Here is a 16,782-nt window from a genome sequence, read left to right as displayed (position 1 = left end):
TTGTCAAAGTCCGAGCATCATGCGAACGACGGGCTCCAGCCCGCGCCCGATGGCCCGCGTGTTTTCAGCATCGAGATGAACGCCGTCTACGGGCGTCGTGCGGGCAACTGACCCCGCATCGAAAAATCCGCAATCGAGATCGTCGGCCAAATCCCGGTAGACCGGGGCGAGCATCGCCGATTCATCGATCGCATCGCGAAAGATAGCGCCCATCACGGGGTTGGCCGTTTCGCACAGTTGCGGCGGCGCGACGATCAGAACATCCGGCGCTTCCCAGTCCGGCACCTGCCAGACATGGTTGCGCACCAGTTTGACCAGCCGCTCCACACCCTTCATCGCGACGATGGCCGAGCCATGAATCGACGGTTTCAAGTCGTTGGTGCCGAGCATGATGATGACCAGATCAAGCGGCGCGTGGCTGTGCAGAAGCGTCGGCAAGAGCCTTGCGCCGTTGCGATCGCAATCAGCGGTATGGTCATCATAGGCGGTGGTTCGTCCACCCAGCCCTTCGTGGATCACCTTCACATCAGGCCCGAGCGCCTTTTGCAAGACGCTCGGCCAAAGATCGTCATGGCTGTGCCGGCCACCCGTTTCCGCATCTGATCCCCATGTCAGGGAATCGCCAAAGCAGAGGACCGACTTCACCATCTCACTCTCCGATCAAACCAGCATGCCCATCGGGTTTTCGATGTAGCGCTTGAAGGCACCGATCAGCTCGGCTCCGAGCGCGCCATCGACGCAACGGTGGTCGGTAGAGAGCGTAACCGTCATGACATTGGCGATCTTGATCTCGCCGTTCTTCACGACAGCACGCTGTTCGCCCGCGCCGACTGCCAGAATGGTGGCGTGCGGCGGGTTGATGACGGCGGAGAAGCTCTTGACGCCCATCATGCCCATGTTGGACACGGCCGTCGTGCCGCCCTGATACTCCTCGGGCTTCAGCTTGCGCTCCTTGGCGCGCTTGCCGTAGTCCTTCATCTCGTTGGAGATGGTGGAGAGCGACTTCTCTTCCGCCTTGCGGATGATCGGCGTGATCAGGCCACCCGGAATGGAAACGGCAACGCCGACATCCGAATGCTTGTGCTTGACCATGTTGCTTTCCGTCCAGGAGACGTTGGCATCAGGCACATCGCGCAGCGCGAGAGCCAGCGCCTTGATGACCATGTCGTTGACCGAAAGCTTGTAGGCGGGCTTGCCGTCCTTTTCGGGAGCGGCGGCGTTGAGCTGGGCGCGCAGCGCCAGAAGCGTATCCAGTTCGCAATCCACGGAAACGTAGAAATGCGGAACGGTCTGCTTGGATTCGACCAGACGCTTGGCGATGACCTTGCGCATGCCGTCATGCGGCACCAGTTCGTAAGAACCGGGTTCGAACAGCTTGAGAACAGCTTCTTCGGACGGGCCCTTGGCAAGTGCGGCAGCTGGTGCGCCTGCGGATGCTGCGGCGGCAGGAGCAGCCTTCGCACCACCAGAAGCGGCAGCCTTTTCCACGTCAGTCTTGACGATACGGCCATGCGGGCCGGAACCGGACACGGCCGTGAGGTCGAGACCGGCTTCCTTGGCGAGACGACGGGCAAGCGGCGAAGCGAAGATGCGCTCGCCGGATTTTGCAACCGGGGCCGGGGTGGAAGGTGCGGAGGACTGGTCGGCAACTGGCTTTTCAGCCTTGGCTGGGACAGCTTCTTCCTTTGGCGCTTCGGCCTTCGCAGCTTCTTGCTTCGGAGCCTCGGCTTTGGCCTGGGACGCGGCAGGAGCAGCATTGCCGCCCTTTGCTGCCTCAGCCACATCCTCGCCATCGGCGGCGAGGATAGCGATCAGGGCGTTGACCTTGACCGCTTCCGTGCCTGCGGGAACCACGAGCTTGGCGACCGTGCCCTCATCGACGGCTTCCACTTCCATGGTTGCCTTGTCGGTCTCGATCTCGGCGATCACGTCACCGGGTGCGACCTTGTCGCCTTCCTTGACCAGCCACTTGGCCAGATTGCCCTCTTCCATGGTGGGAGAAAGGGCAGGCATGGTGATGTTTATCGGCATCGAAACGCCTCCCCTTACTTGTAGCAGACGGTTTTGACAGCCTGAACGACTTCATCGACGTTCGGCAAAGCCAGCTTTTCGAGGTTTGCCGCGTAAGGCATCGGAACGTCTTTGCCGGCAATCGTCAGGATCGGCGCATCGAGATAGTCGAAAGCGGCACGCATGACCTGATTGGCGATGAAGTCACCAACCGATGACTGCGGGAAGCCTTCCTCGACGGTGACCAGACGACCGGTCTTCTTGACCGATTCGATGACGGTGGGCAGATCCATCGGACGGATGGTGCGAAGGTCGATCAGTTCGACGTCGATGCCGAGCTTTTCGAGTTCCGCAACCGCCTTGATTGCGTAGGTCATGCCGATGCCGAAGGAAACGATCGTCGCATCCTTGCCCTTGCGGTGAATGCGCGCCTTGCCGATCGGCAGCACGAAATCGTCGAGCTTCGGCACTTCGAAGCTCTGGCCGTAGAGAATTTCATTCTCAAGGAAGATGACCGGATTCGGATCGCGGATGGCTGCCTTCAGGAGACCCTTGGCGTCCGCTGCCGTGTAGGGCATGACGACCTTGAGGCCCGGAATATGGCTGTACCATGCGGCGTAACATTGCGAATGCTGAGCGCCAACGCGGGCAGCAGCACCCGAGGGGCCACGGAACACCATCGGCGCACCCATCTGGCCGCCCGACATGTAAAGCGTCTTCGCAGCCGAGTTGACGATCTGGTCGATCGCCTGCATGGCGAAGTTGAAGGTCATGAATTCGACGATGGGCCGCAGGCCCGTCATTGCCGCACCGACGCCGATACCGGCAAAACCGTGCTCGGTGATCGGGGTGTCGATGACGCGGCGCTCGCCGAATTCCTGCAACAGGCCTTGGGTAATCTTGTAAGCGCCCTGATATTCGGCGACTTCCTCACCCATGACGAAGACTTTTTCGTCGGCGCGCATTTCTTCGGCCATGGCGTCGCGCAGCGCTTCACGCACCGTCGTCATCACCATTTCCGTGCCTTCAGGAATATCCGGATCGGCAGCGACTTCGATCTTAGGTGCTGCCGGAACCTTTGCGGCTTCCTTGGCAGCGCTCGGCTCCTCGGATGCTTCGCGGGTCTTGCCGCCTGCGGCATCCGAATCGGAATTTGCAGCTTCAGCCTTCGGCTCTTCCTTCTTGGCAGAAGAAGAAATGTCGGCAGCGCTTTCGCCTTCCTGGATGAGAACGGCGATCGGCGTGTTGACCTTGACGCCTTCGGTGCCGGCGTCGATCAGCAGCTTGCCGATAACACCTTCATCCACAGCTTCCACTTCCATGGTCGCCTTGTCGGTCTCGATCTCGGCAATCACGTCGCCGGAAGTGACCTTGTCGCCTTCCTTTTTAAGCCATTTGGAAAGCGTGCCTTCCTCCATGGTCGGGGAAAGGGCGGGCATAAGAATTTCTACTGGCATGGGTTTCCCTTTCCCGATCAGAGCAGAATGTCGGTGTAGAGCTCGGATACATCCGGCTCTGGGTCGTTCTGGGCGAAGTCTGCGCTATCGGCGACGATATCACGGACATCCTTGTCGATGGCCTTCAACTCGTCTTCGCTTGCCCAGCCCTGCTCCAGAAGCCGTGCCTTGACCTGCTCAATCGGGTCATGTTCGGAGCGCATCTTCTGCACTTCGTCTTTCGAACGGTATTTCGCCGGGTCGGACATGGAGTGACCACGGTAACGATAGGTCAGCATTTCCAGAATGATCGGACCCTTGCCGGAGCGGCAATGTTCCAGCGCCTGATCGGCGGCGGCCTTTACGGCGCGCACATCCATGCCATCCACCTGGATGCCGGGAATGCCGAAGGACTGGCCGCGCAGCGAATAGTTCGACTGTGCGGTGGCGCGGGCGGTCGAGGTGCCCATGGCGTAACGGTTGTTTTCAACGATATAGATGATCGGCAGTTTCCAGAGAGCGGCCATATTGAAGCTCTCGTAGACCTGACCCTGGTTGGCGGCGCCGTCACCGAAATAGGTCACGGAGACATTGTCGTTGCCGCGATATTTATTGGCGAAGGCAAGACCGGTTCCGAGCGAAACCTGCGCACCGACGATGCCGTGGCCGCCGTAGAAATGCTTCTCCTTGGAGAACATGTGCATCGAGCCGCCCTTGCCTTTCGACAGGCCGCCCTTGCGACCGGTCAATTCGGCCATGACGCCACGCGCGCTCATGCCCAGAGCCAACATATGGCCGTGGTCACGGTAAGCGGTGATGACCTGATCGCCTTCCTTCTGAGACATCTGCATGCCGACAACAACGGCTTCCTGACCGATGTAGAGGTGACAGAAACCACCGATGAAGCCCATGCCGTAAAGCTGGCCGGCCTTTTCCTCGAAGCGACGGATGAGAAGCATCTCACGATAGGCGTGAAGCTCTTCTTCCTTCGAAAAGTCCGGGCTGTTCTTACCGGTGAATTCGCCTGCAGCCTTTGCCGTTGTCTTTCGGCCGGATACGGACGCGGTTTTTCGCGGCGCCATTCATCCCTCCCTGAGTTGTCGTTTGAATGGATAGATTGGCGCGTACCATATGCAAGAAAATGCCATGCAGCAATGCTTTAAACGCATGGCACATATTCATGCTAAAGTGCTGTGAATAAATCACAAATCATTAATTAACTTGATTTCGGTTAATTAGAAGTAGGTATTCATGATGACAATTTCGTCCGTACGGGACATATTCAACTGATAACGGGAAATCTCGTCAATCATGTCACGTTCGAGAGAACCGTCGCTCAATAATTCGACCTGCCGCTCCAGCGCAACGCGCGCCTGCGTCAGCTTGGCAAGCTCTGCCGTTCTGGCAATACGCTGCCGCTCCAGCCGCTCCGTCGCCTGAAGGCCGAAGTCGCCGTGGATGGAATGATACCCGAAATAGGAAAGAAAAGCGATCGTAATGGCCGGAACGATTAAACGGCCGAATCGTCTCTTTTTATGATGTCTGGTCCACATGCCGGAGAGAAGCCTTAAAACGCATAATGTGAGTCTCGAGACTAATGCGGATTGTTTAACTATCCGTTGACCTTAAAATTCCGCGCGGCTGATAGGCGCAAAAAAGCCCGCCAGAGGCGGGCTAATAATGACGACGATATCAGAGAGAGTTCGTTATGCCGAGCGTGATCCGGCATCAAGCCACAGCGCGTCTTCGCCGTGAAAAGAGTCCTTTCAACCCAGGGACCTGGGCTGACTGAACCCCGGATCAACTCGGGAGTGAGCAGTGCGGATAAACCGCCCATCCCTGAGACTGGCCCGCCAGGCGGCGGGCCATATCGCGAAACCCGAACGCGGATTATCCGCGCAGGATCGAACGGCCGGCGTAAGCAGCCTGCGGGCCCAGCATTTCTTCAATGCGGATAAGCTGGTTGTACTTTGCGAGCCGGTCGGAACGGGCAAGCGAGCCGGTCTTGATCTGACCGCAGTTGGTTGCGACCGCGAGATCGGCAATGGTGGAATCTTCCGTTTCGCCCGAACGGTGCGACATGACGGCGGTGTAACCTGCCTTGTGCGCGGTTTCGACTGCGTCCAGCGTCTCGGAAAGCGAACCGATCTGGTTGACCTTGACGAGGATGGAGTTGGCGACACCCATCTTGATACCGTCGCGAAGGCGGGCGGAGTTGGTGACGAAAAGATCGTCGCCCACCAGCTGGCACTTGTTGCCAATGAGATCGGTCAGCGCCTTCCAGCCATCCCAGTCGTCTTCAGCCATGCCATCTTCAACGGAGATGATCGGATATTTCGCCACGAGCTCGGCCAGGTATTCGGCCTGCTCGATCGGCGAACGGGTCTTGCCTTCGCCTTCATAAACGTAATTGCCGTTCTTGAAGAACTCGGTCGCCGCACAGTCGAGACCGATGAACATGTCGTCGCCTGGACGGTAGCCAGCCTTTTCGATCGACTTCATGATGAAATCGAGTGCTGCCGGCGCGCTTTCGAGACCCGGTGCAAAACCGCCCTCATCGCCGACATTGGTGTTGTGGCCCTGTGCGGACAGTTCTTTTTTCAGCGTATGGAAGACTTCGGAGCCCATGCGCACGGCTTCGCGAATATTTTCTGCGCCGACCGGCAGGATCATGAATTCCTGGAAGTCGATGGGGTTATCAGCATGCGCGCCGCCGTTGATGATGTTCATCATCGGAACCGGCAGCAGATGCGCGTTCGGGCCGCCGACATAACGGTAAAGCGGCAGGCCGGACGCTTCAGCGGCAGCCTTCGCAACGGCGAGCGACACGCCGAGGATGGCGTTGGCGCCGATGCGCGACTTGTTCGGCGTGCCGTCGAGCGCGATCATCATCTGGTCGATCTGGATCTGGTTTTCAGCGTCGAAACCGCCAATCGCGTCGAAGATTTCCGTATTGACGGCTTCGACCGCCTTTTCCACGCCCTTGCCGAGATAACGCTTGCCGCCATCGCGCAGCTCAACCGCCTCATGCGCGCCGGTGGAGGCGCCGGAGGGAACGGCGGCACGGCCCATGGAGCCGTCTTCGAGATAAACGTCGACTTCAACGGTCGGATTGCCGCGGCTGTCGAGAATTTCGCGCGCGATGATATCGGTAATGGCAGTCATGGTCTCTCCCTTGGGAATGGAACAGATATTTTCCGTCGCCTGTCTTAGACGATGGCGAAGAAATTACAATGACGGTGGGCAGCGGAAACGGCCCGCCCGCCATTAAAATCGATTGGCACAAAAGTGCCCGCCGTCACGGTCAGCCGATCAGGCTTTCGTAATCGCGTCGAAAGCCAGAAGCTTTTCGAGCAGTTTCGGCATGTCCTTCAGGTGGACCATGTTCGGGCCGTCTGACGGCGCATTGTCCGGATCCTCATGGGTCTCGATGAAGAGACCAGCCACGCCAACCGCAACGGCCGCACGCGCCAACGTCTCGACGAATTCGCGCTGGCCACCTGTGGAGCCGCCCTGCCCGCCCGGTTGCTGCACCGAATGGGTGGCATCGAACACGACAGGTGCGCCGAGCGCTGCCATGATCGGCAACGAGCGCATGTCGGAAACCAGCGTGTTGTAACCGAAGGACGCGCCGCGCTCGCACAACATCACATTCGGATTGCCGCTCTCATTGAGCTTGGCAAGCACGTTCTTCATGTCCCAGGGCGCCAGAAACTGGCCTTTCTTGACGTTGATGACGCGGCCGGTCTTGGCGGCAGCAACGAGAAGATCGGTCTGGCGGCTTAGGAACGCCGGGATCTGCAGCACGTCCACTACCTCGGAAACGATGGCGCATTGCTCTTCCGTGTGGATGTCGGTCAGAACAGGAAAACCGAATTCCTTTTTGAGATCGGCAAAAACCTGCATCGCGTTATCCAGGCCGATGCCGCGTTTGCCGGAAAGCGAAGTGCGGTTCGCCTTGTCGAAAGAGGACTTGTAGACAAGCCCTATTCCCAGCTTGTCGCAAAGCTCCTTCAGGACGCCAGCGATCATGAAGGCATGTTCGCGGCTTTCCATCTGGCAGGGACCGGCAATCAGCGAAAACCGCTCGGTATTCGAGAAGGAAACCTTGCTGGCGCCGTCGCCGGCAGTGACTTTAAGATTGTTCGTAACGCTCATCATTTTTCCTCGAAGGCGAAGGCAACACCCTGACCGGGTGCTGCGGGCACCACCAGACGGCCGTCCGCTTTTGCGCAGGACACGCCATTAGCAGCAAGCACCGCCTCTGTCACGGCAAGATCGTGTGACGAAAAGACGATGCCCGCGCCGCGCAATCCGCCTTCGTTGCCATCCTGAGCACTCAGGGCCTGCCCGCTGAAAGCCGGTTTTCCGGTCAATCTGATGCTGGCATTGCCAGTCGCGAAAACCATATCACCGCCCGGAGACCATTTACCTTCACAGCCAAACACCGTCTCGATCAGGCCCGCCACCTTCGCATCGCCGCCGGTAAACAGGACGATTTCACTGAGGCCGGTGACACCATTGGCGTGGCGCTCCAGCATGGTGCGATCGCCCGGAAGGGCTTGAAGCCGTTGACAACTGAACAAAAAGAAATCCGCGGCCGCCCCGCTTGCCGCAAAAGCCAGCCGGAACGCCGCCTCGCCTTGCGAGCCATCCGGCATCCGAACAGGCCGCGAAAACTCGAAAACATCGCCCGCCGAAAGGGCGGCTGCCCGAAACCGCTCATGGTCAACCAAGGCGTCTTCAGTCCTGGCGACAAGAGCCGAAAAACCCTCCTGCCCGTCCCGTTGCCGGAAGGCCACATCCCTGCCGGTGAACACATCACCCCTCTCTATTGACGCGTTATATTTAGCCGGATCAGCAATTGCGAGCGGTTCCAGATAGGTGCCATCGGCGAAAAATACGCAGGCATTTTGGGTGCCGAAAGGATGCAGAGCCTCCGGCGCAACCGTAAAGCCAAGACTGACGAGGCGCTTCACGGCGACGCCTATGACTTCCACGGGCAAAACGAGATGGTCAACGCTATAGGGTTTCGTCATGACATGTATCCTGCTGGCCTTCCGCCCGGAGCATGCCGGGACGGTTTTGACCGCACAAAAGCACAATTGCGTGCTATGAGGCAAATCATCACAGCAACAGATAGCACCTTCACGAAATTTTAGGGGATTGCAGAACACATATGGAACATATAGTGTTCGTTCTGTATTTGTTTCGCGACTTCCACTACGATTCTAAAGGGTGTTTTCCTCATGCTCACGCGCAAACAGCAGGAATTGCTTCTCTTCATTCATGAACGAATGAAAGAGTCCGGCGTGCCGCCCTCCTTCGATGAAATGAAGGACGCACTCGATCTTGCTTCGAAATCCGGCATCCACCGCCTGATAACCGCTCTCGAAGAGCGCGGGTTCATTCGTCGGCTACCGAATAGAGCTCGGGCGCTGGAAGTCATCAAGCTGCCCGAGGCTTATACGCCGGGCGCAAGGCCGCAGCGCGGCTTTTCGCCGAGCGTTATCGAAGGCAGCCTTGGCAAGCCCAAGACGCCGGAACCGGCCCCTGCCCCCAAGACGCCGGCCAATGATCTGGGCGGGGCTGTCACCGTGCCGGTCATGGGCCGCATCGCTGCGGGCGTGCCGATTTCCGCCATCCAGAACAACACCCATGATGTGGCAGTGCCAGTAGACATGCTTGGCACGGGCGAACATTACGCGCTTGAGGTCAAGGGTGATTCGATGATCGAGGCCGGCATTTTCGACGGCGACACAGTCATCATCCGCAACGGCAACACTGCCAATCCCGGGGACATCGTTGTGGCTCTGGTGGATGACGAGGAAGCCACGCTGAAGCGCTTCCGCCGCAAGGGTGCCTCCATTGCGCTCGAGGCGGCAAACCCAGCCTATGAGACCCGTATCTTCGGGCCCGACCGGGTGAAAATTCAGGGCAAGCTGGTTGGGCTGATCCGCCGCTACCATTGATCTTATCGAACCGAACGTATTCACTTTACAATAGGCGTCATCGTGAAGATGGCGCCTATATCGGGTTTGGCTGTTTCCAAACGTGGCGTGCTTTTGCGGGTGCACGAGGATATGCGCCATTCAGCCTATGCGCGTTGCCCTTTCTAAACTGAGTTCCTGCTCCATAAAGATGCTTCGGTTTCGCTACGGGCGTGGTGGCGAATGGGCTGCTCGCTGTAATTGTCGAAGCGATCCCATCCGCTGTTTTTTAGCGACGTTGTTCGGTCGTGTTGCACAGTCAGTTTTAGTCGTCACCAAAGGGTGACTTATCGCAAGGCGCGCTCTCAGCGACCCCACATCACCATTCATCAACGTCGCTTATGGGAGCCATGGATAATTTTCGATATTCCGTGAACGCTTGGCAGGTGTAGAAATACGCGTCATATCCGGGAGATACGCCATGTACGATCTTTATATAGCCAACAAGAACTATTCTTCATGGTCGCTGCGGCCGTGGGTATTGATGCGCACGCTCGGTATCGCCTTTGATGAAAAGCTCATTCCGTTCGGCGAAGGCGTCTCCTTCTCCTCCTTTTCGCCGACGGGCAAGGTGCCCTGCCTAGTCGACGAGGGTATGACGGTTTGGGAAACGCTTTCGATCGTCGAATACCTTGCTGAAAGACACCAGGGCGTCTGGGCTAGCGACAAGCATGCGAGGGCCTGGTCGCGTTCGGCCGCAAGTGAGATGCATGCCGGCTTTTCCTCGCTGCGCAATCTCTATCCCATGTCGGTGGGCATTCGGGTCAAACCCAGGGGCGGCGATGCCGGGCTTAAAGCCGATATAAAGCGGATCGATGCGTTGTGGAGCGAGGGTCTCACAAAATTCGGCGGGCCATATCTCGCCGGTCAAAAGTTCACGGCGGTCGATGCTTTCTTCTGCCCGGTTGCATTCCGTTTCCAGACCTATGGCAGCGCGGATCTTTCGCCAGCAGCGAAAGCCTATTGCGACCGGCTGCTCGCCCTGCCTGCCATGCAAGAATGGTACGAGGCCGGTTTGAAGGAGAGCTGGCGCGACGCTGGTCATGAAGAGGAAGTTGGCGAGATCGGCGAATTGACTGAAGATTTGCGCGCCAAGGCCCGATGATCCATGCTGGCGGCTGTCATTGCGACGCCGCCAGCAGCCGGATGATGGGCTGCGGCAGATCACGGTCGAAACGTCCGCTTTTCCAGTCGTAATAACGGTGCTGGCTCCAGGGCCTGTCCGTTCCGGCGATTGCGGCGCGCAGCCCGCTCGCCACACCCTCCTCCCTCTTGTTAGCAAAATCTATTTCCACAGAACCGAGACGCCGCAAGATGTCACGGCTGAGCAGGAGTGCACCCGAGCGGCACTGCGAAAAAGAGGTTCTGCGGGAAACAACGACGATATCGGCAATATCGCAGGCTTTTCCGGCGAAGCGGCCATCGTCCAGAACGACGATCCATTCTCCGCTTGCGGCGCTCGCTACGCACCATATGTCTTTCCTGCAGGTGAAGACGCCAACTTTGGCGTCTTTGAGCGCCGCCGTCATCTCGCGTACCACCACAGCCATGTCTTCGGGCGACAGTTTCGATCTCGAGTCAGAACCAGCAGTATTTGCCATGCTCTCACCATTTATAAAATCTGGCGGCACGGTTTTTTCCGGCAGCAGCAGCGCCCTTTGCCACTGGCCGTAAACGAAGCCCTGCGGACGGGCTTTTGTGGTTGAGACCTTGCCGTCCTCCACGAGTGCCACCAATTCGCCGTCCTCGTGAATCAATAGATCCGGTAGATCACGATAGGCCGTAACTGCCGACACGCCGAAGGCGAAGAGCAGAAACGGGATGCCAAGAAGCGCAAGCCGGCTGCGCAGCAATGTCAGCAGCAGGAAACCCACCGAAGCCAAACCGACAAACCAGCCATGCGGACGCCCAGTCGCTGCGCTGCCGCCCCAGGAGGCCACCTCGTTTGCAACCTCGATGACGAGTGCCATGCCATAACCCATGATCTTCAGGAACGGCGCGTCGAGCCCGAAGGGCATCAGCAGCATTGCGATAAGAGCGAATGGCATGACGATCAGCGACATGAGCGGCATCGCAGCCAGATTGGCGAACAGTCCATAGGTGGTGACACGGTGAAAATGTTCGGCTGAATAGATCGCCGTCGAAAGGCCCCCGATCAGCGACGTCGTGATAACGCCGCCAATGACCGCGCCCATCATTTCCGCCACCTTCAGCCATGCGGGCTTGCGCCCGATGAACAGCCGTTCGCGATCCGTACGCCAACGGCTCCAGAAGGCATAGGCGGACACAAGCGCTATAGTGGCGGCAAATGACATCTGAAAACTCGGACCCATGATTTCCGAGGGCGAGAAAGCCAGAATGATCAGGGCGGAAATGGCAACGTTTCTGAGGCTGAGTGATGGCTGATCGAAAAGGACCGCGATCAGCATCACAGACATCATCAGCCAGGCACGCTCGGCGGAAACGGCAAAACCGGAAATCAGATAATAGGCAAGCGTCATCAGCAGTGCCGCGAAAGCCGCGATCTTCTTGACCGGCCAGCGCTGCGCAAAGGCGGGAAACAAGCTGAAAGCCAGTCTCAGGCCAACAAAGAATATACCGGAGGCCAGTGCCATGTTGAGCCCGGATATGGCAACGATATGGGCAAGGCCGGAGAGCCGCAACGCCTCCATCGTCTCCGCCGATATAGCCTGTCTCTCATCGGTGATGATGGAGGCGGCGAAGGCTCCGGCATCACCGCCGATGGTGGTGCGGATGCGTTCGGCAATTGCGCTGCGAAGGCCGTAAAGCCGCATATCGGCCCATTCCAACCAACCCTTGTCAGGCCTTGCGTCACCAACGGGTGATACAAGCGCATCCGGTGATTTATAAAAGAAACCGGTCGCGCCTATGCCTCTGAAATAGGACGTGAAGGCGAAGTCGTTCAGTCCCGGCAAGGCCGGGCCGGACGGCGGCGAGAGGCGGACCTTGCCGCGAAGGGTTGCGCCGAGTGCGATCGGCTCGCCTCCGCCACGCGAAAGCACCGATATCCTCTGCGGCGGACGCGACAATGTCGGGTCCGCTGTTGCGGTCAGATCGACGACATATCGCCAGTAGCCGCGTGCATCGACCTCCCGGCGCGCCACGGTGCCGGTGATGGTGGTGGTGACGGGGGTATCCAGCACCACGGTCCCTGCCCGTCGGGTTTCTAAATCGGCCAGAAGCATGCCGAGCAATAGAAAAGCGAAGGGGCCGCAAACTGCCGCCGTAATGCCAGCCTTGTATCTCACAAAGAGCGCCAGAACGGCGACAAAAAGAAATGTGGCAATCAAAATGACCGGGGAAGGCGTGGCATCTAGAGAAAACCAGAGTACCGCGCCGCAGCCGATGGAAACGGGAATGAAAAGAAAATCGTGGCCGAATGCGCGCTCCTCGGCCAGGCACATGGCGATTTTTTCGGCCACGGTAGTGTTGCGGTTAATCTCGGGAATAATGGCGGGAGTGTCATGTGTTGCCGCATCACTGCTTCGGCGGAGAGGAAACAGAATTTCCCGTGTGCCGGGCAAGTCTCCCTGCATCGTTTTAGCATATTCGAAATGCTGTTTTTCCCCTTGACCGAGCAATCCCCACCGCCCCTTGCCGCACCAAAAACAGGTTTGCAGACCAGCGCTGGGGATTGCAATCCTTTACTTTAACGATGCGTTGACCGAGATTGAATTGCTGCTGCCGGGAAAGCCTGAAGCAACGCGATTGCGTTTGCCGCAATGCACAATTTGACCTTTGGATAGCTTGGCATCCGCGCAAGGATCATATAGCTAATCGGTAGACGCTTAACCGCGGGGCGTATCTCAACGCCCCCACCCGCATGTTTTCGGAGGATCAGTATGACGGAAAAAAGCGCTACAGTGACACTTGGCGAAAAACAGGTCGAACTCCCGGTCAGGGAAGGCACGATTGGACCAAGCGTCGTCGATATCGCCACGCTGTACAAGCACACGGGCTCCTTCACCTACGACCCCGGCTTCACCTCGACAGCCTCCTGCGAATCCAAGATCACCTATATCGATGGTGACGAAGGCGTTCTTCTGCACCGCGGCTTCCCGATCGAGCAGCTTGCCGAACAGGGCGACTTCTTGGAAACCTGCTATCTGCTGCTTTACGGCGAATTGCCGACGGCTGCGCAGAAGAAGGACTTCGACACCCGCGTAACGCGCCACACCATGGTGCACGAGCAGATGAGCCGCTTCTTCACCGGCTACCGTCGCGACGCACATCCGATGGCTGTCATGTGCGGCACGGTCGGCGCTCTCTCGGCCTTCTATCACGACTCGACCGACATTACGGATCCGCACCAGCGCATGGTCGCTTCGCTGCGGATGATCGCGAAAATGCCGACGATCGCCGCCATGGCCTACAAGTACCATATCGGCCAGCCCTTCGTTTACCCGAAGAACGACCTCGATTACGCTTCCAACTTCCTGCACATGTGCTTTGCCGTGCCTTGCGAAGAGTACAAGGTCGATCCGGTTCTGGCCCGCGCCATGGACCGCATCTTCATCCTGCATGCGGATCACGAACAGAACGCTTCCACCTCCACGGTGCGTCTTGCCGGTTCGTCGGGTGCAAACCCGTTCGCCTGTATTGCAGCGGGCATCGCCTGCCTCTGGGGTCCGGCACATGGCGGCGCCAACGAAGCGGCGCTCAACATGCTCAACGAAATCGGCACGGTTGACCGCATTCCGGAATATATTGCCCGCGCCAAGGACAAGAACGATCCGTTCCGCCTGATGGGCTTTGGCCACCGCGTGTACAAAAACTACGACCCGCGCGCCAAGATCATGCAGAAGACGATGTACGAAGTGCTGGAAGCCACCGGCAACTCCGACGATCCGATCATGCAGGTCGCGCTCGAACTCGAAAAGATCGCTCTTTCCGATCCTTACTTCGTCGAGAAGAAGCTATACCCGAACGTCGACTTCTATTCGGGTATCACGCTGAAGGCGCTTGGCTTCCCCACGACCATGTTTACCGTGCTGTTCGCACTGGCCCGCACCGTCGGCTGGATCGCGCAGTGGAACGAAATGATCGAGGATCCGCAGCAGCGCATCGGCCGTCCGCGTCAGCTCTACACGGGCGCCGGCAAGCGTGACTACGTTCCGGTTTCCAAGCGTTAAGCCGGGAAACCAACCAACATAAAAAAGCCGGCGGGTTTTATCCGCCGGCTTTTTTGTTGGATATGATCATCGATAAGAATAGCGAAACCTGCCCTGCCAACCCCAGGAAGCAGACAGGATCGCTGCCGGTTCAGCCTTGCTGCTTGCGGCTGTTCAGCACATCGAGAAGGATAAGGGCGCCGGTTTCGCCAGGAGGCACTTCGGTGTGCAAACGCTCCTGCACAAGAGCATAGCCTTCCAGCATCGCCCGCCGTTCGGTGGTGTCGGATGAGAGCCGTTCGGCCCAGCGCAACATCGACCCTGCCCGTACCACCTCGTTGAAATATTCCGGCACCACGACATAGTCGGCAATCAGGTTCGGAAGCGCACCTGTCCAGGTTTTCACCCGCTTGCTCAGCATCGTGAAAATCCAGTCGGTCTTGTAGACCGATATGGTTGGTACGCCGACGAGCGCGAGCTCGAGAATAACGGTGCCGGACGCGGCAATCGCCGCATCGGCGCGCGCAAATGCATTCCACTTGAAGGCGGGATCGATGCCGATTTCAGGCCTGATATCCTGAGGCCATGTTGCCGCCAGTTCGCGGATGCGGTTTTCCTGGCGCGGCACTGTCGGCAGCAGAAACTTTGTCGGGCCGTTGCGCTCGACATATGCTTTTGCCGCTTCCTGAAACGGCTCCATCAACCGGGTCGTTTCGGTGGAACGTGACCCCGGCAGGAGCAGAATGGTTTTCGGTTCGCCGTTGGCAGGCAGGGGCCGCTCAGCCCGCCTCTGCCGCACGGAGAGCACGTCTTGATCGACGCTGAGGCGATGGCCGACAAAGGTTGTCGGCGGGCCGCCGAGACGCTGCATCGCCTCCGGTTCAAATGGAAGCAGGGCCAGAACGTGATCGACATAGGACAACATCGCGGTGGCGCGATATTCCTTCCACGCCCAGACGCTGGGGCAGACATAATTGACAACCGGCAGATGCGGCAATTGTTTGCGTACTTTTTTCGCAACACGATGGGTGAAATCCGGGCTGTCGATGATCAGCAGAATATCCGGCTTGGCGACAATGATTGCCTGCGCAGTCTGGTTGATCCGCGAAATCAGCTTCGGCAGCTTCTTCAGAACCTGCGTGAAGCCCATGATGGAGAGTTCGGAATAATCGAACAGCGAAACCAGCCCCTGCGCCTCCAGAGCCTCACCGCCGACGCCCATCAGCTCGATAGAACCCGAATAATGGCCTTTCAGGGACCGGATGAGATCGGCGCCCAGAAGATCGCCGGATACCTCGCCGGCTATAACCGCCACCTTCAACGTTGCCGTCATCCCACCATGTCTCCGCCCATCATGTCTTCACCGAGTGACGTATCGATACCGCAGACGAATATGCCGGCCTGATCTGCCGCCTTCAACATCTCATCGCGATCAAGTACCAGCGCGCGCCCGGCTTCAACGGCGATCCCCGCCAGCCCGGCCTTATGCGCGTTCTCCACCGTTTCCACGCCGATGGTCGGCAAGTCAGCGCGGATATCCTGCTGCGGCTTGCAGAGCTTCACCAGAACACCCTTGCGACGGGTCGAGATGCGGCCCTCAGCGCGTAATGCCGCGACACGCGCCAGCATCGCGTCTGTGCCCTCGACGCCCTCCAGTGCAACGATACGGCCGCCAACGGCGACTGCACCCTGCCCGACATCAAGCGTGCCGAGTGCCAGTGCGGCCTGCGCGGCCTTGCGTATGTCGCGCAGATCGTCTTCAGCAGGTTTATGCGCACCGAAAGGGCCGGTCGTAGCAAGCAGACCGGGTGCGATCTCGTGGGCGCCAATGACTTTTGCCCCAAGCGTGCCGATGACCTTGATGACCATCTGTAAAACGGCGTCATCGCCGCTCGACAGCAGGGTGCGGACGATGGATGGCAGTTTCAGCAATATGCCTATCGTGGGGCGGATTTCCCGCCATTCAGGGCGTCGCGCCACTGCGCCGGAAAGCACGACGCGGTCCACCTGGTTTTCGCGCAGCAGGCGACCAAGCCCGGCGACATCGCCGACGCTAATCACCGCATTGTCGAAACCGCTCCAGTCAAACTGGGAATCATCACGCAGCTGTACAATGAAGGGGTTCTCCCCCATCTCGCGCGCAGCCGCCGCGACATGCAGCGGCAGCTGGCCGCTGCCGGCCACGATGGCGAGACGCCCGCCGCCTGTCACGGC

General features: G+C 58.7%; 14 protein-coding genes. 3 read left to right on the top strand and 11 right to left on the bottom strand.

The window, feature by feature from the left end; translation table 11 throughout:
- Positions 1-3: 3 nt before the first annotated feature.
- The 8 genes from F617_RS0113060 to F617_RS0113025 all read right to left on the bottom strand — a co-directional run bounded on the left by F617_RS0113060 (position 4) and on the right by F617_RS0113025 (position 8,485).
- Positions 4-648 (bottom strand): SGNH/GDSL hydrolase family protein, encoded by a 645-nt coding sequence (locus F617_RS0113060; protein WP_003512881.1) that lies wholly within the window; start codon positions 646-648, stop codon positions 4-6.
- A 12-nt stretch (positions 649-660) separates the two neighbouring features.
- Positions 661-2,031, bottom strand: a complete 1,371-nt coding sequence (locus F617_RS0113055) for a pyruvate dehydrogenase complex dihydrolipoamide acetyltransferase (protein ID WP_019565543.1) — start codon at positions 2,029-2,031, stop codon at positions 661-663.
- Positions 2,032-2,045: 14 nt separating this feature from the next.
- Positions 2,046-3,467, bottom strand: a complete 1,422-nt coding sequence (locus F617_RS0113050; protein ID WP_003512876.1) for a pyruvate dehydrogenase complex E1 component subunit beta — start codon at positions 3,465-3,467, stop codon at positions 2,046-2,048.
- A 17-nt stretch (positions 3,468-3,484) separates the two neighbouring features.
- Complete coding sequence (gene pdhA, locus F617_RS0113045) at positions 3,485-4,528, bottom strand: pyruvate dehydrogenase (acetyl-transferring) E1 component subunit alpha (RefSeq protein ID WP_003512874.1); 1,044 nt, start codon at positions 4,526-4,528, stop codon at positions 3,485-3,487.
- 153 nt (positions 4,529-4,681) lie between these two features.
- Positions 4,682-4,999 (bottom strand): septum formation initiator family protein, encoded by a 318-nt coding sequence (locus tag F617_RS0113040; protein WP_003512872.1) that lies wholly within the window; start codon positions 4,997-4,999, stop codon positions 4,682-4,684.
- A 337-nt stretch (positions 5,000-5,336) separates the two neighbouring features.
- The gene (gene eno, locus F617_RS0113035) at positions 5,337-6,611 is read right to left on the bottom strand and encodes a phosphopyruvate hydratase (protein WP_003512870.1); all 1,275 of its coding nucleotides are present in this window, start codon (positions 6,609-6,611) and stop codon (positions 5,337-5,339) included.
- 147 nt (positions 6,612-6,758) lie between these two features.
- Positions 6,759-7,604, bottom strand: coding sequence for a 3-deoxy-8-phosphooctulonate synthase (gene kdsA, locus F617_RS0113030; protein WP_019565541.1), 846 nt, complete (start codon positions 7,602-7,604; stop codon positions 6,759-6,761).
- On the bottom strand, positions 7,604-8,485 hold the full coding sequence (locus F617_RS0113025; RefSeq protein ID WP_019565540.1) for a VOC family protein: 882 nt from the start codon (positions 8,483-8,485) through the stop codon (positions 7,604-7,606). Before F617_RS0113025 ends, kdsA begins: the two co-directional genes overlap by 1 nt.
- Positions 8,486-8,695: 210 nt before the next feature.
- Between F617_RS0113025 and lexA the strand changes: the two genes are divergently transcribed.
- Both lexA and F617_RS0113015 read left to right on the top strand, forming a co-directional pair.
- The gene (gene lexA, locus F617_RS0113020) at positions 8,696-9,418 is read left to right on the top strand and encodes a transcriptional repressor LexA (protein ID WP_003512859.1); all 723 of its coding nucleotides are present in this window, start codon (positions 8,696-8,698) and stop codon (positions 9,416-9,418) included.
- A gap of 439 nt (positions 9,419-9,857) precedes the next feature.
- A complete protein-coding gene (locus F617_RS0113015) occupies positions 9,858-10,541 on the top strand; it encodes a glutathione S-transferase family protein (protein ID WP_019565539.1) in 684 nt (227 codons plus the stop codon).
- A 16-nt stretch (positions 10,542-10,557) separates the two neighbouring features.
- On the opposite strand, the gene F617_RS0113010 is transcribed toward F617_RS0113015, so the two are convergent.
- Entirely contained in the window at positions 10,558-12,993 is a 2,436-nt protein-coding gene (locus F617_RS0113010) for a ComEC/Rec2 family competence protein (protein WP_019565538.1), read from the bottom strand.
- A 306-nt stretch (positions 12,994-13,299) separates the two neighbouring features.
- Between F617_RS0113010 and gltA the strand changes: the two genes are divergently transcribed.
- Positions 13,300-14,589, top strand: coding sequence for a citrate synthase (gene gltA / locus F617_RS0113005; RefSeq protein ID WP_003496202.1), 1,290 nt, complete (start codon positions 13,300-13,302; stop codon positions 14,587-14,589).
- Positions 14,590-14,719: 130 nt separating this feature from the next.
- Here gltA and lpxB read toward each other — a convergent pair whose 3' ends face one another.
- Both lpxB and F617_RS0112995 read right to left on the bottom strand, forming a co-directional pair.
- Positions 14,720-15,901 (bottom strand): lipid-A-disaccharide synthase, encoded by a 1,182-nt coding sequence (gene lpxB / locus F617_RS0113000; RefSeq protein WP_019565537.1) that lies wholly within the window; start codon positions 15,899-15,901, stop codon positions 14,720-14,722.
- Positions 15,898-16,779, bottom strand: coding sequence for an LpxI family protein (locus F617_RS0112995; protein WP_003512855.1), 882 nt, complete (start codon positions 16,777-16,779; stop codon positions 15,898-15,900). The genes lpxB and F617_RS0112995 overlap by 4 nt, the downstream gene beginning before the upstream one ends.
- Positions 16,780-16,782: the final 3 nt, after the last annotated feature.

It is taken from the genome of Agrobacterium sp. 10MFCol1.1 (assembly GCF_000381165.1).
In the GTDB taxonomy this organism is placed as follows: Bacteria; Pseudomonadota; Alphaproteobacteria; order Rhizobiales; family Rhizobiaceae; genus Agrobacterium; species Agrobacterium tumefaciens.
This window is presented reverse-complemented; position numbering and strand designations above follow the sequence as displayed.